General features: G+C 56.7%; 11 protein-coding genes. 10 read left to right on the forward strand and 1 reads right to left on the reverse strand.

What is annotated here, in order from left to right:
* The first annotated feature begins 11 nt into the window (after positions 1 to 11).
* The 6 genes from ACIOVD_RS22210 to kdsB all read left to right on the forward strand — a co-directional run bounded on the left by ACIOVD_RS22210 (position 12) and on the right by kdsB (position 8969).
* Positions 12 to 1118, forward strand: a complete 1107-nt coding sequence (locus tag ACIOVD_RS22210; RefSeq protein WP_401130209.1) for an ABC transporter permease — start codon at positions 12 to 14, stop codon at positions 1116 to 1118.
* The gene (locus tag ACIOVD_RS22215) at positions 1111 to 2202 is read left to right on the forward strand and encodes a polysaccharide biosynthesis/export family protein (protein WP_401130211.1); all 1092 of its coding nucleotides are present in this window, start codon (positions 1111 to 1113) and stop codon (positions 2200 to 2202) included. Before ACIOVD_RS22210 ends, ACIOVD_RS22215 begins: the two co-directional genes overlap by 8 nt.
* A gap of 33 nt (positions 2203 to 2235) precedes the next feature.
* Positions 2236 to 3663 (forward strand): mannose-1-phosphate guanylyltransferase/mannose-6-phosphate isomerase, encoded by a 1428-nt coding sequence (locus ACIOVD_RS22220; protein ID WP_401130213.1) that lies wholly within the window; start codon positions 2236 to 2238, stop codon positions 3661 to 3663.
* A 38-nt stretch (positions 3664 to 3701) separates the two neighbouring features.
* Positions 3702 to 6605, forward strand: coding sequence for a glycosyltransferase (locus ACIOVD_RS22225; RefSeq protein ID WP_401130215.1), 2904 nt, complete (start codon positions 3702 to 3704; stop codon positions 6603 to 6605).
* Between the two features lie 203 nt (positions 6606 to 6808).
* Positions 6809 to 7651 carry a 3-deoxy-8-phosphooctulonate synthase gene (gene kdsA / locus ACIOVD_RS22230; protein ID WP_401130254.1) on the forward strand — a complete coding sequence of 281 codons (843 nt, stop codon included), beginning with the start codon at positions 6809 to 6811 and terminating at the stop codon, positions 7649 to 7651.
* A gap of 31 nt (positions 7652 to 7682) precedes the next feature.
* Positions 7683 to 8969, forward strand: a complete 1287-nt coding sequence (gene kdsB, locus ACIOVD_RS22235; RefSeq protein WP_401130217.1) for a 3-deoxy-manno-octulosonate cytidylyltransferase — start codon at positions 7683 to 7685, stop codon at positions 8967 to 8969.
* A 152-nt stretch (positions 8970 to 9121) separates the two neighbouring features.
* Here the strand turns inward: kdsB and ACIOVD_RS22240 are convergent, their stop codons facing one another.
* Positions 9122 to 10054: an SIS domain-containing protein gene (locus tag ACIOVD_RS22240; RefSeq protein ID WP_095165279.1), complete on the reverse strand. Its 933-nt coding sequence runs from the start codon at positions 10052 to 10054 to the stop codon at positions 9122 to 9124.
* Positions 10055 to 10292: 238 nt separating this feature from the next.
* Between ACIOVD_RS22240 and ACIOVD_RS22245 the strand changes: the two genes are divergently transcribed.
* The 4 genes from ACIOVD_RS22245 to ACIOVD_RS22260 all read left to right on the forward strand — a co-directional run bounded on the left by ACIOVD_RS22245 (position 10293) and on the right by ACIOVD_RS22260 (position 15570).
* Positions 10293 to 11333: a phosphotransferase gene (locus tag ACIOVD_RS22245; RefSeq protein ID WP_401130220.1), complete on the forward strand. Its 1041-nt coding sequence runs from the start codon at positions 10293 to 10295 to the stop codon at positions 11331 to 11333.
* A gap of 186 nt (positions 11334 to 11519) precedes the next feature.
* The gene (locus tag ACIOVD_RS22250; RefSeq protein ID WP_401130256.1) at positions 11520 to 13541 is read left to right on the forward strand and encodes a capsular polysaccharide biosynthesis protein; all 2022 of its coding nucleotides are present in this window, start codon (positions 11520 to 11522) and stop codon (positions 13539 to 13541) included.
* Complete coding sequence (locus ACIOVD_RS22255) at positions 13481 to 14797, forward strand: capsular biosynthesis protein (protein WP_095165282.1); 1317 nt, start codon at positions 13481 to 13483, stop codon at positions 14795 to 14797. The genes ACIOVD_RS22250 and ACIOVD_RS22255 overlap by 61 nt, the downstream gene beginning before the upstream one ends.
* On the forward strand, positions 14794 to 15570 hold the full coding sequence (locus tag ACIOVD_RS22260) for an SDR family NAD(P)-dependent oxidoreductase (RefSeq protein ID WP_401130222.1): 777 nt from the start codon (positions 14794 to 14796) through the stop codon (positions 15568 to 15570). Before ACIOVD_RS22255 ends, ACIOVD_RS22260 begins: the two co-directional genes overlap by 4 nt.

The following is a 15570-nucleotide window of genomic DNA, read 5'->3' on the forward strand; positions in this document are numbered from 1 at the left end:
ATGCATCACATATGAGCAGTACGGGTAAACTCAAGGGCTGGCGCCTGGCAATTGGCCTGGTGATCCTGCCACTCGCCTTGGCAGCCATTTACTACGGCGTGTTCGCCACTGACCGCTACGTCAGCTCCGCCCAGGTAGTCGTCCGCCAGGACGGTGGCAATCAAGGCGCTGCCGTACCTGGGTTGGCGACCCTGATCACCGGCACCAATCCGGTCTCGCGCGAAGAGACCCTCTACCTGCGTGAATATATCGTGTCCATGGACATGATGTTGTTGCTCGAAGAACGCCTGCACTGGATCGAGCAATACGCCACCCAACGCAGCGATATCTTCTTCTGGCTAAACAAGGACGCAGAGCGCGAAGACCTGCTCAAGTACTATCAGCGCATGGTTTCAGCTCACTACGACGAAACCACCGGCCTGCTCCGGGTGGAAGTGCAAGCCTTCACCCCTGAACTGTCGGAACAGATGCTGCGCACCATCCTTGAGGCCAGCGAACACTTCGTCAACGAAGTCAGCCACAGCATCGCCCGTGAGCAGATGAACTTCGCCAAAGGTGAATTGGCAACTGCACGCGCCAACTATGCCGAGCGCAAAACCGAGCTGATCGATTTCCAGAACGTCAACAAAGTACTGGATGGCGGCAACACGGCCCAAAATCGTGCAACCATCATCGCCGACCTCGAAGGCCAGTACACCAAAGAGCAAGCCGTGCTCACTGAGATGCAATACAAACTGCGCCCTGACTCCCCCCAGGTAAAACAGCAAAAGCAGAAGGTCAACGCCATCACCCAGCAACTGGCCAAGGAAAAACGCTTGCTGGTTTCCTCACCCAACGGCTCGCAACTGAACGTTGTCGCATCGCGTTTCCAGCAATTGACTCTGGACGCCGGTATTGCCGAAGAAAGCTACAAGACTGCAGTAGCCGCGCTCGACAACGCCCGGATCGAAGCCAGTAAAAAGATCCGCACCCTGGTTACCGTAGTCAGCCCGAACACGCCACAACTCGCCCTGTACCCAGAGCGCTTGTATAACCTGGCAACCATTTTGCTTGGCCTGCTCATGCTGTACGGCATCACCCGCTTCATCCTGGCTTCGATCGAGGATCATCGTGATTAAATCCCTGGCTGTCCCACCAAAGTTCAAACTGAAACTGGCAGCATTGGCCCTGGCAACATTGGGCCTGGCCGGATGCGGCGGCACATTGTCGGGCGCAGGCCCGTACAAGGGCGATATTGAAACCAAGAACGAGTCGTACAACCTGGTCGAGATCAACGCCAACACCATCGCGCCATACATGCGTGGTGCAGCGCGGCCGATGCAAGCCTCCATCGCCAAGCCGGTCGCACCCTCCGCGCGCTTGATGGCAGGAGACATCCTGAGCGTACTGATCACCGATAACGCTCCGGAGGGTTCGGCATTGTTTGCCCCGCTCTCCAGCGGCGGCACCCAACTGAAGACCCGCATCGACGACCAGGGCATGATCTCCTTGCCTTACGTGGGCCGTCAGTTCGTCGCCGGCATGACCCTCAACCAGGTTGAGGAAATGATCCGCAAGCAACTCAAGGGTGTAACCACCGACGTGCAGACCCATGTCGAACTGGTGGGCGACCTCTCCGGCTCGGTACTGGTAGCCGGTGCCGTCAAATCCCCAGGTCGGTTCAGTACCTTGCAGGGCCCCCTGACCTTGCTGGACGCAGTTAACCAGGCCGGTGGCCCGGTCATGGAACCACACCTGGCAAACGTCACCGTGCGCACCGGCAGCCAAGTCCAGCAATTCAACTACGAAGATGTACTGGCCGGCAACAATATGGTGCTGCGACCAAATTCGGAAGTTGTTCTGGACCGTGCCCGCCAACGCTTCGTTGCCATGGGTGCTGTCGGCGAACCCGGACTCAAGGACCTGCCAGCGCAAAACACCAGCTTGCTGGATGCACTGGGTAGCGTCGGCGGCCTGAAAGAAGCCAATGCCAACCCGGAAGGTGTGTTTGTATTTCGCATGGGCGAAGGAACCAATCCTAAACCCACGGTCCTACGTCTGGACATGCGTGATCCAGCGGCCGTTTTCTACGCCCGCCAGATCATGATTAAACCCGACGACACCATTTACGTGACCAACGCAGCGATCTACGAATGGCAAAAAGTTATCTCGCCAGTCGTACAAACCATGCTGTTAGGCCGCGCCACAGGCGCATACAAGTAATTATTTCAATTTGATCAGCGATAGGGAAATTACATGATCCCGGTAATTCTTTCTGGCGGCTCCGGCTCCCGACTTTGGCCACTGTCTCGTGCCATGCACCCGAAACAGTTCCTGACCCTCAGTGGCGATCAGTCACTGTTCCAGAGCACGCTTTCGCGTCTTGCTGGCATTCAGGATGGACCACTGACACCCATTGTGGTCAGCAATGAAGATCATCGCTTCCTGGTTGCCGAGCAGTGCCGCGCGCTAAATATCAATCCGCAAGCCATTTTGCTTGAGCCCGTTGGCCGCAATACTGCCCCTGCAATCGCCGCCGCGGTTGTAAAAGCCCTGGCAACCGGCAAGGATGAATTACTGCTGGTACTGCCTGCCGACCACGTCTTCGATGACCTGGACGCGCTGCGCGAAGCCTTTGAAAAAGGTGCTCCGGCAGCCCGTGATGGCCGAATCGTGACCTTCGGGATCGTGCCAAACAAAGCAGAAACGGGCTACGGCTACATCCGCGTGGCAGATAAGTCCAACCAGATTCAGGCTGTTCAAGCGTTTGTCGAAAAGCCCGACCTAGCCACCGCTGAGCAGTATGTGGCCGACGGCCGCTACTACTGGAACAGCGGCATGTTCCTGTTCCAGGCGTCGAGCATGCTCGCCCAATTGCGCGAGCACGCCCCTCAAGTGCTGGCAGCGGTAGAAGCGGCACTGAGCAACGCCAAAGAAGACATGGATTTCACCCGCCTCGACATGCTGAGCTTCGCGGCAGCTGAAAACATCTCGATCGACTATGCCGTGATGGAACGCTCCGATCAGGTCTCGGTAGTGCCCCTGAATGCAGGCTGGAACGACGTGGGCTCGTGGTCGGCAGTCTGGGAAATCGCTGACAAGGACGCGCAAGGCAATGCCGCTCGTGGCGACGTTATGCTTGAGTCCACCAGCAATGCCTATGTTCACGCTGAACATCGTATGGTAGCGGTACTGGGCCTGGATGACGTAATCGTGGTTGAAACCGCAGACGCCGTGATGGTCGCCGCCAAAGACAAGTCACAAGACGTCAAGCTCCTGGTTGATCGCATCAAACAGAGCGCCCGCACGGAAGCGACCAACCATCGCAAGGTATATCGTCCATGGGGCGCCTACGATTCCATTGATAATGGACCTCGTTACCAGGTGAAGCGCATCACTGTTTCCCCAGGACAGAAACTCTCGGTACAGATGCACCATCACCGTGCAGAACACTGGATTGTTGTGACTGGCACAGCAAAAGTGTCGATTGGCGAGAAGCAGATACTGCTCACTGAAAACCAGTCGACCTACATTCCAGTTGGAGTAGTACACGCACTTGAGAACCCAGGGAAAATCCCTCTGGAAATGATTGAAGTGCAGTCTGGCGGTTACTTGGGCGAAGACGACATCGTTCGGTTTGAAGACCGCTATGGTCGTGTAGATGCAGCTATCGAACCCGCCTGAATGCCAACATCCATTTTCTCATCGGCAACCTTATTCTCATGAAACAAGAAAAGCACATACTCGTCCTCACTCCCGAGATTCCTTACCCAGTTTTCAAGGGTAATCAGAGCCGCATTGATCAAACTCTAAAAGTTCTACTGGAGGCTGGTCACAAAGTCTCATTAGCTATCTTGAATTTCAATCAAGAAGACAGAAGTTCAATCACTGTACAAACAGAAATAAAGAACCACTACCCAACGATTGAGGAAGTGGAAGTAAGGCGGCACCCACGCTTCAACAAGCAAGCGGCAAACCCTATTCTCGCAAAGCTCAAAAAACTTACCGACACCGGGCAAGTTTCAAATACAGACTCCTGCCCGGACAGTTACAAAAAGCTTGTACACCAGATGGTGAAAACCATTAAGCCTACACATATCCTGGTGAACTACGTCAAGCTAGATCGCGCCATCCCGAGCAGCTTTCGCGGCACAAAAATTGTAGACACTCACGACATCCAAACCAACATCATCAGCGCAGCGATAAAAAGCGGGACTTTTAAAAAACAAATCGACATGAAAAAGTTCGAGGCGGAGGAATTCGGCCTCCTATCGAAGTACGACTACGTCATTTCGATCAACCCAAATGAAACAAAGGAAATAAAGGACAGACTTCCACAACAGAAAATACTGACACTTCCGGCATTTAATGATTTTCAGCACGAACACATTTCCGGCAAAGAGACTTATGATATTCTCTTTGTAGGATCTGCGTCGCCATTTAATGCTGAAGGCATCAAAAATTTTATTCGCCATAGCTTTCCGGCGATTAGAAAAGCATTACCAAATGTACGCCTCGCCATTGCTGGCGAAGTGAGCAATATCGCATCTGTAAAAGCATTAAAAAATGACAACATACTGTACCTTGGGCGTGTAGAAAATCTGACTCAAACTTACGCCACCTCTAAAGTCGTCATTTCGCCGATCGTGAGCGGCGCCGGAATGAAGGTCAAAAACATAGAAGCCTTCTCGCACGGCATGCCCCTTGTTGCCACCAACTTCTCGATGGACGGCATCGAAGGCACAGACGGGCTGAATTGTCTCATTATAGACGACAACGCCGAATTCGCGGCAGCCGTACTCAAACTTCTGAAAGACAACTCTTTGCGGGCAAAAATATCTAAGAATGCCTTTTTACTTGCCCGAAGCATGTACAGCAAAAGTACAGCCGCCAAAAGTTACAACACCATCATCAACAATGACTTTACTTATCGCCCCGAACTAGTATCGAGCGAAAGCACGGTCACGATGCTACCCCCAACTGCCGTGGTTCAGCGACGCACCAAGGCACTTATTTATAGCTCGGATGCTGACTATCTTATTTCTTACAAGCTGATCCTTGCGGAAAACTTCAAGAGACTCGGCATCTACTCCGAATTCGTAACGATGGACTCTGCCCGCACCAATCGCTTTCTCTCCGAAGGCTACTTGGCTCATGCGACCAGACCTGATCTTGATAAGAAAAAACGAGCAAGCGTAAAAGCAGAACTGGAAGCTCAGCTGCAGTCAGAGGGCAAAATCAATATCACCCTCAAAGGTGTAAACATCACTGACGACATTAACACTTACAAAGAAATGTTTCCTGAGCACTTTGAAGGTAAGAAGCTGATTGACGTGGCAGCTCACGCAATTCTAATTCTTGATTCTATTCTGCGCAGAATAGCGAAAACCGCTCCCGACTTCATGGTGGGCTGGAATGGCAATGGGCCACACTTTATCTTTTTAATGAAGGTGGCAGCCAAGATCTCTAACCTGCCAATATTTCATGTCGAACGAGGCCTGCTACCGGATACGCTTGTTTTTGACCCGCAAGGGGTAAACTTCAAGAGTTACATTTCCGGGAGTTTCTTACCGCTAATCACAAACGATGAGCGCGCTATCGCAAGAAAGTATATTGAGCAATTTTCAACCCAAGGCAAGACCATTGTTGGCGCAGACGCTGACAATTCATTATCGCGAGAAGATGTTCTTAAGCATATCGGCCTAGCGCCCACAAGCCGCTATATTTTCTTCCCGATGCAAATTGAAGGTGACTCAAACATCATCCTTAACTCCCCCATCTATAAAAAGATGGTCGAAGTAATAGAGGATCTTAAGCATACTTCTCGCCGCACCGGCATAAAGGTAGTTTGCCGCCCTCACCCAGAGAACAAAATCACTCTCTCGGAACTGAAAGCACGCTTCCCAAGCATCACATTCGACAACTCGCTGCACCTACACACGATGCTCAAACACTCAGTTGCGAACATCATTATCAACTCAACCGTGGGACTCGAATCGATACTACTACAACGACCGACTATCGCCCTTGGCCACAGCGTTTACTCAGGGAAAGGCATCACACTAGATGCTTTCCATAAAGAGCACATCGAAAAAGCCGTAAAGAAAATTGTTAGCGGTCAAATCGATAATGATACCATTTCACTTCGCACCGATGCATTGGTTCACCAGTTATTCAGCGCCAGTCTGATTCGTCTAGACAACATCGAAGCCAACAAGGGCGTCATCGAGTCCGCACTGTTAAAAAATGGAGTTATCGTAAATAATAATATGGCAGAGCCCAAGCCGGCCCAACTCGCTTCGCGCTACATGCAGCACTACAAAAACTATATTACCGCACTCGGAAAAGCCAAGAAAATAGTAGTACGCAACATGCTTGAGCCCGAAACTTATCTCTGGCTCAACGGCAATACCAAACCAATGGTTACCGAAGAAACAATTTCTGCATACTTCAAAAAATCGACCACTGCGGAAATCGAATTCACCAATGAGGCCAATCAACATCTCGCCAGTGATGCTGACGATCTCTCGATAACAATCGTTTCTTCTAAAACTGCCAAGAAGCCAAAGAATATCGCAGCAAATGAATACTACGTGGATGAGTACTTCTACCCTGTGAATAGCTAAGAGTACGGGCTGCCAGACCAGCTGACAGCCCGCCCCCCTTCACCTCGATTGGCGTTGGCGCCCCATGTGAAGGCGCCTCTCAAGCATACCTATCGAGATCGACCATTGACGCTAGCACCTTTGTCAATACACGCCTCAGTAAAAATATGTATCGTTGCCCGTCGAGCAATGTAACTCCCCACGTAATTTCCAAAGGACAAGCTATCTTGAAAATCACCCCAACCATCGAATGCTCCAACAACGCCCCCTTCGTCCTGTTCGGCGGCATCAACGTCCTTGAATCCCTGGACCTGGCCCTGACCGCTTGCGCCGAATACGTGCGCGTCACCGAGAAGCTGGGCATCCCTTACGTATTCAAGGCCAGCTTCGACAAGGCCAACCGCTCTTCGATCCACTCCTATCGTGGCCCAGGCATGGAAGAAGGCCTGCGCATTTTCGAAAAGGTCAAGGCTGAATTCGGCGTACCGGTGATCACCGACGTCCACGAGATCTATCAGTGCGCTCCGGTTGCCGAAGTCGCCGACGTGCTGCAACTGCCTGCATTCCTGGCGCGCCAGACTGACCTGGTAGTGGCCCTGGCCAAGACCGGCAAGCCGGTGAATATCAAGAAGCCGCAGTTCCTGAGCCCTTCGCAGATGCAGAACATCGTTCACAAGTTCAAGGAAGCCGGTAACGACCAGTTGATCCTGTGCGACCGCGGCACCTGCCTGGGTTATGACAACCTGGTGGTGGACATGCTCGGTTTTGGCGTGATGAAGCGCACCTGCGAAAACCTGCCGATCATTTTCGACGTGACCCACGCACTGCAGCAACGCGATCCATCGGGCGCTGCGTCCGGCGGTCGTCGCGAACAGGTCGTCGAACTGGCTCGTGCTGGCATGGGCGTTGGCCTGGCCGGTCTGTTCCTGGAAGCTCACCCAAATCCTGACCAAGCCAAGTGCGACGGCCCTAGCGCCCTGCCGCTGGACCAACTTGAGCCGTTCCTGGCACAGATCAAGGCTCTGGATGACCTGATCAAATCGTTCGCCCCGCTGAACATTGCCTGAAACAGCGGTTCTTGACGCAAGGATTGTGAACATGGCAAGTACAGAACAACGGGTCGCGATCGTCATTCCGGCCCGCTATGGCTCGACACGTCTGCCGGGCAAACCGCTGGCCGACATTGCCGGCAAGCCGATGGTGCAGCACGTTTACGAACGCGCCCTGCAAGTGGGCAATGCCCAGGTAGTGGTAGTAGCCACTGACGATGAGCGCGTCGCGCAAGCGGTGCGGGCTTTCGGCGGTGTATGTGTAATGACCTCGCCGGACCATCCGTCCGGCACCGACCGCCTGGCAGAAGTCATGGCCCAGGTCGAGGCGGACATCTACATCAACCTGCAGGGTGATGAACCGCTGGTGCGTCCGGCAGACATCAAGGCCCTCGCAGCCGGCATGCTGGCCGATACGCAAGTCAAGGTCGGCACCCTGTGCCACCCGATCGACGCGCACGAAGCCGGCAACCCCAACACCGTGAAAGTGGTGCTGGCCAATAACGGCAACGCCCTGTATTTCAGCCGCTCACCGATCCCCTACCCACGGGATGGCGAAGTTGCGCACTACCTCAAGCACGTAGGTGTGTATGGCTATCGTCGCGAAGTGCTGGCCGACTACAGCGGCTTGCCACAACCGATGCTCGAGCACGCCGAGAAACTCGAACAACTGCGACTGATGGCGGCTGGTTACTGCATTCGTGCGTATCTGGTTGAACCGACCGGTCCGGGGGTCGATACACCGGAGTGCCTGGAGCAAGTGCGGGCAATCATGAGCGGCCAGGCGCCTGCGCCACAGCCGACCCTGAACGACGTGCGCCTGGTGATCACCGATGTCGATGGCGTGCTGACCGATGGCGGCATCTACTACGACGCCACCGGCGAATGCCTGAAGCGCTTCCATGTGCGTGATGGCATGGGCATGCGCCTGCTGGAAGAGAACGGTGTGCGTGTGGCGGTGCTCTCCGGCCGCGACTCGGCGACGCTGCGCAAGCGCGTGGCTGACCTGGGCATCACCCTCTGCCAGTTCGGCGTCAAGGACAAGCAGGCCGCCTGCAATCAACTGATGGCCGAAGCTGGCGTCAGCGCCGCGCACACCGCGTGCATCGGCGACGACTGCATCGACCTGCCGGCCTTTGCGGCCTGCGCCCTGTCCTTTGCGGTGGCGGATGCACCCGTATACGTGAAAGCCGCGGCCACCCATACGCTGAACGCAGCAGGCGGTACTGGCGCGTTCCGTGAAGTTGCGGACGCCATTCTGTTTGCCCAGGGCAAGGAGGCCGTACTCGGCACTGCGGCAGGTTATGCGCAGGTGATGGCGAAGATGGCGCAATAGTGGATGGACTAGCTGGCGCGGGCGATCTGTTGGTCGCCCTTGCTGACTGAAACAAAAAAAAACGGTAGGAGCCACTAGCTCCTACCGTTTTTTTTGCTACCGAGCAAGGCAGCTCAGGGCCGTCTCGACCCCGAACTTTGCCTGCAATACGATCAGTCGAAGATCTCGACCACGCCAACCACCGCGTTTTCGTGGTTGGTCACAGCCAGGGCACGGATCTTGTTATCAAGCATGTAGGCTTCGGCCTCGGCCAACTGCGAATCATCCTTGATGGTGTGCGGTTTGGGGGTCATGAAGTGAGCGACGGTGGTGTGGATTACCCCTTCGTCTTCCAGCAGCGCACGACGCAAGTCACCGTCGGTAACGATGCCGACCAGGACACCGTCTTCCATCACTACCGTCAGGCCCATGCGGCTCTGGGTCATGACCATCAGGCAGTCGTGGAAACTGGTGGCCGGCGTCACGATCGGTGCCGGTGTGTGCATCACGTCGCTGACGCGGGTCAGCAGTTTACGGCCCAGGCTGCCGCCCGGGTGGTAGCGTGCGAAGTCCATTGGCTTGAATTGCAGGGCCTCGATCAAGGCCACTGCCAGGGCATCGCCCATGGCCATGGTTGCCAGGGTCGAAGTGGTCGGCGCCAGGTTGTTCGGGCACACTTCGCGCTCGACGGAGATATCCAGCCAGATATCGGCGTGCTTGGCGAGGGTCGATTTACCGTTGCCGGTCATCGCGATGATTTTATTGCCGAAGGATTTCAGGCTAGGGATCAGCTTGATCACTTCTTCGGTTTCGCCGCTGTAGCTGATCAGGATCAGCACGTCGATCGGCTTGAGCATGCCCAGGTCGCCGTGGAAGGCTTCGGCTGGATGCAGGAAGAAGCTCGGGGTGCCGGTGGAAGCAAAGGTGGCAACCATTTTTTGCCCGATCAGGCCGGACTTGCCCATGCCACAGACCACAGCACGACCTTTGCAACCGAAGATCAGCTCGACGGCATTCTGGAACTCACCATCCAGGCGAGCGGCCATCTGAGTGACGGCCTGCGCCTGGGCGATAAGGGCTTCTTTAGCGATAGCGAGGTGATTCATGTTTGACTTTCGTCCCTGAAAACAACGTAGTGTTAAGCGGCGAATTTTAAGGTCTTTGCAACATTTAGCAAAGTCCCAATCCTGCACGCAGTGGAGTTTAACCGGTTTAATGCCGTGTCGAGCCACGGTGGCGGCGCTTTTAGTAAACTTTTCGTTGAATCAGTGATCTGTATCACGCAGCATATTGTTACCAAAACCGCTACAAATCGGACATACGGCACTTGCCTAAGTTGAAGTCATGAATCTGGATCTACACCCCCTGCAAGGCCGCAGAACCCTCTACCGCTGGCAACAAGGCACCCTGGAACAACACTTACGCGCCTTGCTGCCCCATTGGGGCAATGAGCCACTTTCCATCAGCAGTCAGGACCTGGACTCCAACGCCTCGTTCGTCAATTACGTGCGTCATCATCGTCTGGTGGATCCAAGCAATGGTCAGACCTTGGACCTGGTGGAAAAGTCCATTCGCAAAGTGGCTTTTATTGGCAGTCAGGAAGCGCGCTTCTATCGCACCGGGGAAATGCTCGAGGGCAGCGAGCATTTTCAGTACCCGGCCTGCCTGGGGGTAATCGAAACCCCCTGGGAAAGCTTGATCTTCACCGACTTCGTCATTGGTAAACCGCCACGCATGCACGCGATCGCCCCCCAACTGGCGCTGGGCATCGCTGAGCTGGAAAGCCTCAGTCACCGCTTTCTCGATTCTCGTCCAGTGCACCAGGCGCCCCTGTACTGGAGCATGGACTTTTACCGCCCGTGGTTCCTGCTGCGCCCGCGCTTCAACTTCGCCCGCTGCCTGCCCGAGCTCGAACGCCTGGCCCAGAGCGATGAGCGCTTCGCCGGCCTGGCCGATTCATTCAAGGCTTTCGAGCCCGTGCTGGCCCGCCTTGGCCGAGCCGCACGTCGTAGCCCACGCTGCATCAGCCACATGGACTATCTGCGCAAAAACCTGTTCGTCGATGGCGCAAAACTGCAATTGATCGACTGGAGCGAGGTCAAGGTCGGGCGCGTGGGCTTCGATGGCGGAGCCTACCTGGGGAGCTTGTTCCGGCGTAAGGACATGACATTGTTTCTTACCGCACAAAAGCAGTTCATCGAGACTTATCGCAAAGCATTACCGGCAGAGTTCGATGCCGACGATGCGCTGCGTAATCTGCACTACATGTTCCTGCTTAATGCGCTCTTCCATTGCCTGCGCCCGGAGACTATCGCCGAATACCAGGAAAAGGAGCGCATGCCATTGCTACGCCAAAAATATGATTACTTGCTGAGCTTGCTCTAACGCCTCGGCGAAAATGATGGCACACTGTCATCAAGGATTTTGTTGATCTTTACTACGTATTCGTCCGAAAGACCGTTCTCCAATTATTAAATTGTATTAACATCCTCGCGATATTTGTTAACGGTGGAAACCTCCAGCGTTAACACCTCCACAGCACACACTCGAATGGATCTGCGCTTCACGTTTATGGATGACGTTTCTCCTCGCCCGCGTTTGTTGGTCCTCTCCAAGGGTGCCCAACGCATCGTCACGCTGCCCTCGTTGCTGCCCGATTACGCGCTGCATAACGGGAGCGTGGGCGACATTAACCAGGTCGACTGTGTCATGGCCTGGGGCCGTAAACCCAGTGCGTTGAAGGCTATTTCCCACGCCGCACAAGCGAACTTGCCGATCCTGACGTTGGAAGATGGCTTCATTCGTTCGGTGGGCCTGGGTGCCGATGAGCCACCACTCTCCCTGGTTGTCGACGACATGGGCGTCTACTACGATGCCAGCGCCCCTTCACGACTCGAGGAGCTTATCGCCGAACCACTGAGTGGCGCCCAGGCCGAGCGAGCCCTCGCGCTGCAACAACTGTGGCAGCAGCAGCGAGTGTCAAAATACAACGACGCGCGTATCACCAACCCCGAACTGCCCGCGGACTGCGTACTGGTGGCCGACCAGACTTTCGCCGATGCGTCCCTGCAAGGGGCCACTGCGGCCGATTTCAGCGCCATGCTCGAAGCCGCCCTGGCGCGCTACCCCGCCAGCACCATTGTGCTCAAGGTCCACCCGGATGTGATCGCCGGGCGCAAGCGCGGGCATTTCGACCTCGCAGCCCTGGCCAACCACCCGCGAGTGCAGGTGTTGGCACAGAATGTCCACCCCGCCGAACTGCTGCCACGCATGCGCGCGGTGTACGTGATGACGTCGCAATTGGGCTTCGATGCCCTGCTGTGGAATGTCCCCGTGCACACCTGGGGCATGCCGTTCTACGCCGGCTGGGGGCTGACCGAGGATCGTCTGCCTGCACCGTCACGGCGCCAACCCGCCAACCTTGCGCAGTTGATACACGCCAGTCTGGTGCGTTATCCGCGCTATGTCAGCCCCGAAACCGGTCAGCCGTGTACACCAGAAGTGCTGATGAATTGGCTCGGGCTGCAACGTCGCCATCGCAGTGCGCTGCCGGAGTCCATTCAGATGCTCGGGTTCAGTCGCTGGAAGGAACCGCTGGTGAAGTTGTTTTTTAACGGCTCGGCCATCCGTTTCGTAAAGCCCAAGAGGATCCCGACCCCGCATTTGGTTGTGGTTTCCTGGGGTTGCAAGCATGACACCGACCTCACCACACACCCCCGGCCGGTGATTCGGGTCGAGGATGGATTCTTGCGCTCCGTGGGCCTCGGCGCCGGCAAGGCCCGACCGCTTTCCTGGGTCGTCGATGACTTGGGCATCTATTACGACGCCACGCGCACCTCGCGCCTGGAACGTATCTTGCTCGATGAAAGCTTTGATAGAACCCTGATGACTCGGGCGCGGATTCTGCGCGAAGCCATCTGCCACGCCGGGCTGACCAAATACAACTTGCCCGGCAATGCCTGGCAACGCCCCACCGCGGCACAACGAGTGATCCTCGTAACCGGCCAGGTGGAAGGCGATGCGTCTATCCGTTTTGGGGCAAACCGCATCCGCAGCAACCTGCAATTATTGCAGGCAGTACGCGAGCAGAACCCCGGTGCCTGGGTGCTCTACAAGCCGCACCCCGAAGTACTGGCTGGCACCCGCGCCCGAGGCGACGACGAGGCGCAGACCGTTAACTGGTGCGACGAAGTGATCGGCGATACACCGTTGCAACAATTGCTGGAGTTGGTCGACGAAGTTCACGTCCTGACCTCGCAATCGGGCTTCGAAGCCCTGCTGCGCGGCGTACCGGTAACCACCTACGGCCAGCCGTTCTATGCCGGCTGGGGGCTGACCCAAGATCAAGACCTGCAACCCGAAGTACAGGCCAGGCGCATGCGCCGGCTGGACCTCGACGAACTGGTGGCCGGCACCTTGCTGCTCTACCCCACCTATGTAAGCCGCATCACCAACCGCTTTACCACTGCAGAACAGACTCTTTACGAATTACAGAATTGGCATGCTTTACCGCAGCCAGGAGCACCATCCAGATGGCAGGAATTGAAACAGCGCTTGAGCAGTTTATTGGGCATCAGTCGCCTGAGAAGCTGAAGGCGCGGGCGCCCGATCGCCCTCTTCCGCCTCAGCCACACAACAGCTTCTTGTTCCTGCAGGGCGTCAGCTCGCCGTTCTTCGCTCGACTGGCGAAGGCCCTGCGGGCGATCGACCAGCGGGTGCACAGCATCAATTTCAACGTCGGTGATGTGCTGTATAGCGCCGGCTCGCGCCATGGGTTTTCGGCGCGCCCAGAAGAGCTCGAGGCGTTCTATAGCCAACGGTTTCGCGATCTGGACATCACCGACCTGGTGCTGTTTGGCGACTGCCGCCCGGTACATCGCCCGGCCATCGCCCTGGCCCGGCGCCTGGGCATTCGTGTGCACGTGTTCGAAGAAGGTTACTTCCGCCCCTACTGGATCACCCTTGAGCGCGATGGAGTCAACAACAACTCCCTGCTGCCCCGGGACCCGGATTGGTACCGTGAAGTCGGCAAGCACGTACCGCGCTATGACAATGGCAGCCCGTTCAAATTGTCGTTCGTCTCCCGCGCCGCACACGATGTGGCCTACCACTGTGGCGGCGCACTGAACAAACTGTGCTTCCCGCATTACCGCACCCACGCGCCCTTCAATGCCGCCAAGGAGTACGCCGGTTTCATTCGCCAGGGCGTGCGCCTGCTGTTCGCCGGCCGACGTGACGACGCGCTGGTGACCGAAGTGGCGCGTGAACGCCACCCGACCTTTTTGCTGCCGCTGCAACTGGACAGTGATGCGCAAATCAAGGATCACTCGGCGTTCGCCAACATGTTCGAAGTCATCGACCATGTCATTGCTTCGTTCGCCGCCTTTGCCCCAGGCGAGGCCCGCTTGCTGGTGAAAAACCATCCGCTGACCCCGGGACTGGTGAACTATCACCGCATTACCCAGGCGCTGGCCAAGCAGTATGGCGTGGCCGACCGGGTCGACTTCCTGCAGAGCGGGCACATGCCGACGCTGCTGTCGCACATCGCCGGGATGATCACGGTCAACAGCACCGCAGGTGCCTCGGCACTGCTGCACAAACGCCCGACCTACACCCTCGCCAACCCGATCTACGCCATGCCGGGGCTGACCCAACAGGGCAGCCTCGACGACTTCTGGCGCCATCGCGAAGCGCCGGACATGGCGCTGTTCCGGGATTTTCGCAATAGCGTGATCCACACCACCCAGATCAATGGCGGCTTCTACACCGGCTGCGGGATCGACATGGCGGTGAACAACTGCCTGGACGTGTTGCTGGCTAAAACTTCGAGAATCGAAAACTTCCTATGACGCACCCGTCTGCACCCCGCTGCATCCTCATCACCGGCGCCACGGGCGGCATCGGCGGCGCCCTGGCGCCTGCCTACGCCGCGCCGGGCGTGACTTTGATCCTGCAAGGCCGGCGCATGGACCGCCTTGAGGAGATGGCCAGCGAATGCCGCGCCCTCGGTGCCCGAGTGTTGCTCGAAGCCCTCGACGTACGGGATCTGGACGCCTTGCGTGCCATGGTCCGGCGGGTCAACGAGGCCGAGCAGCCAGACCTGGTGCTGGTCGGTGCTGGCCTCAACACTGCCGTTGGCAGCAACGGCGAGGCCGAGTGCTGGGACGACAGCCGTGCCCTGTTGGAAGTCAACGTAATGGCCGCCCTGGCCACCGTGGAAGCAGCGTTGCCGGCCATGCGTGCGCGCGGCAATGGGCAGATCGCCCTGTTCAGCTCACTGGCCGGCTGGCGCGGCTTGCCGGTCACTCCGACCTACAGTGCCAGCAAGGCGGCGATTCGGGTCTACGGCGAGGCGATCCGCGATTGGCTGGCGCCGGAAGGGGTGAAGATCAACGTGATCCTGCCGGGTTATGTCGAATCGAAAATGTGCTTCGAGATGCCCGGCCCCAAGCCGTTCCTGTGGACCGCCGAAAAAGCCGCGCGACGCATCAAGCGCGGCCTGGCCGCCAACCAGGGGCGCATCAGCTTCCCGTTTCCGCTGAACCTCGGCACCTGGTTGCTGGGGGTGATTCCCCAGCGCCTTTCTTCGTTCATCCTGCGTGGTCTGAATTACAGTGAGTGA

This window comes from Pseudomonas sp. NPDC087626 (assembly GCF_044743405.1).
GTDB lineage: Bacteria > Pseudomonadota > Gammaproteobacteria > Pseudomonadales > Pseudomonadaceae > Aquipseudomonas.

What these genes read in the sequence shown, in the direction of transcription:
- ACIOVD_RS22210 (WP_401130209.1), top strand. Translation starts at nt 12, where the DNA reads ATGAGCAGTACGGGTAAACTCAAGGGCTGGCGCCTGGCAATTGGCCTG.
- ACIOVD_RS22220 (WP_401130213.1), top strand. Translation starts at nt 2,236, where the DNA reads ATGATCCCGGTAATTCTTTCTGGCGGCTCCGGCTCCCGACTTTGGCCA.
- ACIOVD_RS22225 (WP_401130215.1), top strand. Translation starts at nt 3,702, where the DNA reads ATGAAACAAGAAAAGCACATACTCGTCCTCACTCCCGAGATTCCTTAC.
- kdsB (WP_401130217.1), top strand. Translation starts at nt 7,683, where the DNA reads ATGGCAAGTACAGAACAACGGGTCGCGATCGTCATTCCGGCCCGCTAT.
- ACIOVD_RS22240 (WP_095165279.1), bottom strand. Translation starts at nt 10,054, where the DNA reads ATGAATCACCTCGCTATCGCTAAAGAAGCCCTTATCGCCCAGGCGCAG.
- ACIOVD_RS22245 (WP_401130220.1), top strand. Translation starts at nt 10,293, where the DNA reads ATGAATCTGGATCTACACCCCCTGCAAGGCCGCAGAACCCTCTACCGC.
- ACIOVD_RS22250 (WP_401130256.1), top strand. Translation starts at nt 11,520, where the DNA reads ATGGATGACGTTTCTCCTCGCCCGCGTTTGTTGGTCCTCTCCAAGGGT.
- ACIOVD_RS22255 (WP_095165282.1), top strand. Translation starts at nt 13,481, where the DNA reads ATGGCAGGAATTGAAACAGCGCTTGAGCAGTTTATTGGGCATCAGTCG.
- ACIOVD_RS22260 (WP_401130222.1), top strand. Translation starts at nt 14,794, where the DNA reads ATGACGCACCCGTCTGCACCCCGCTGCATCCTCATCACCGGCGCCACG.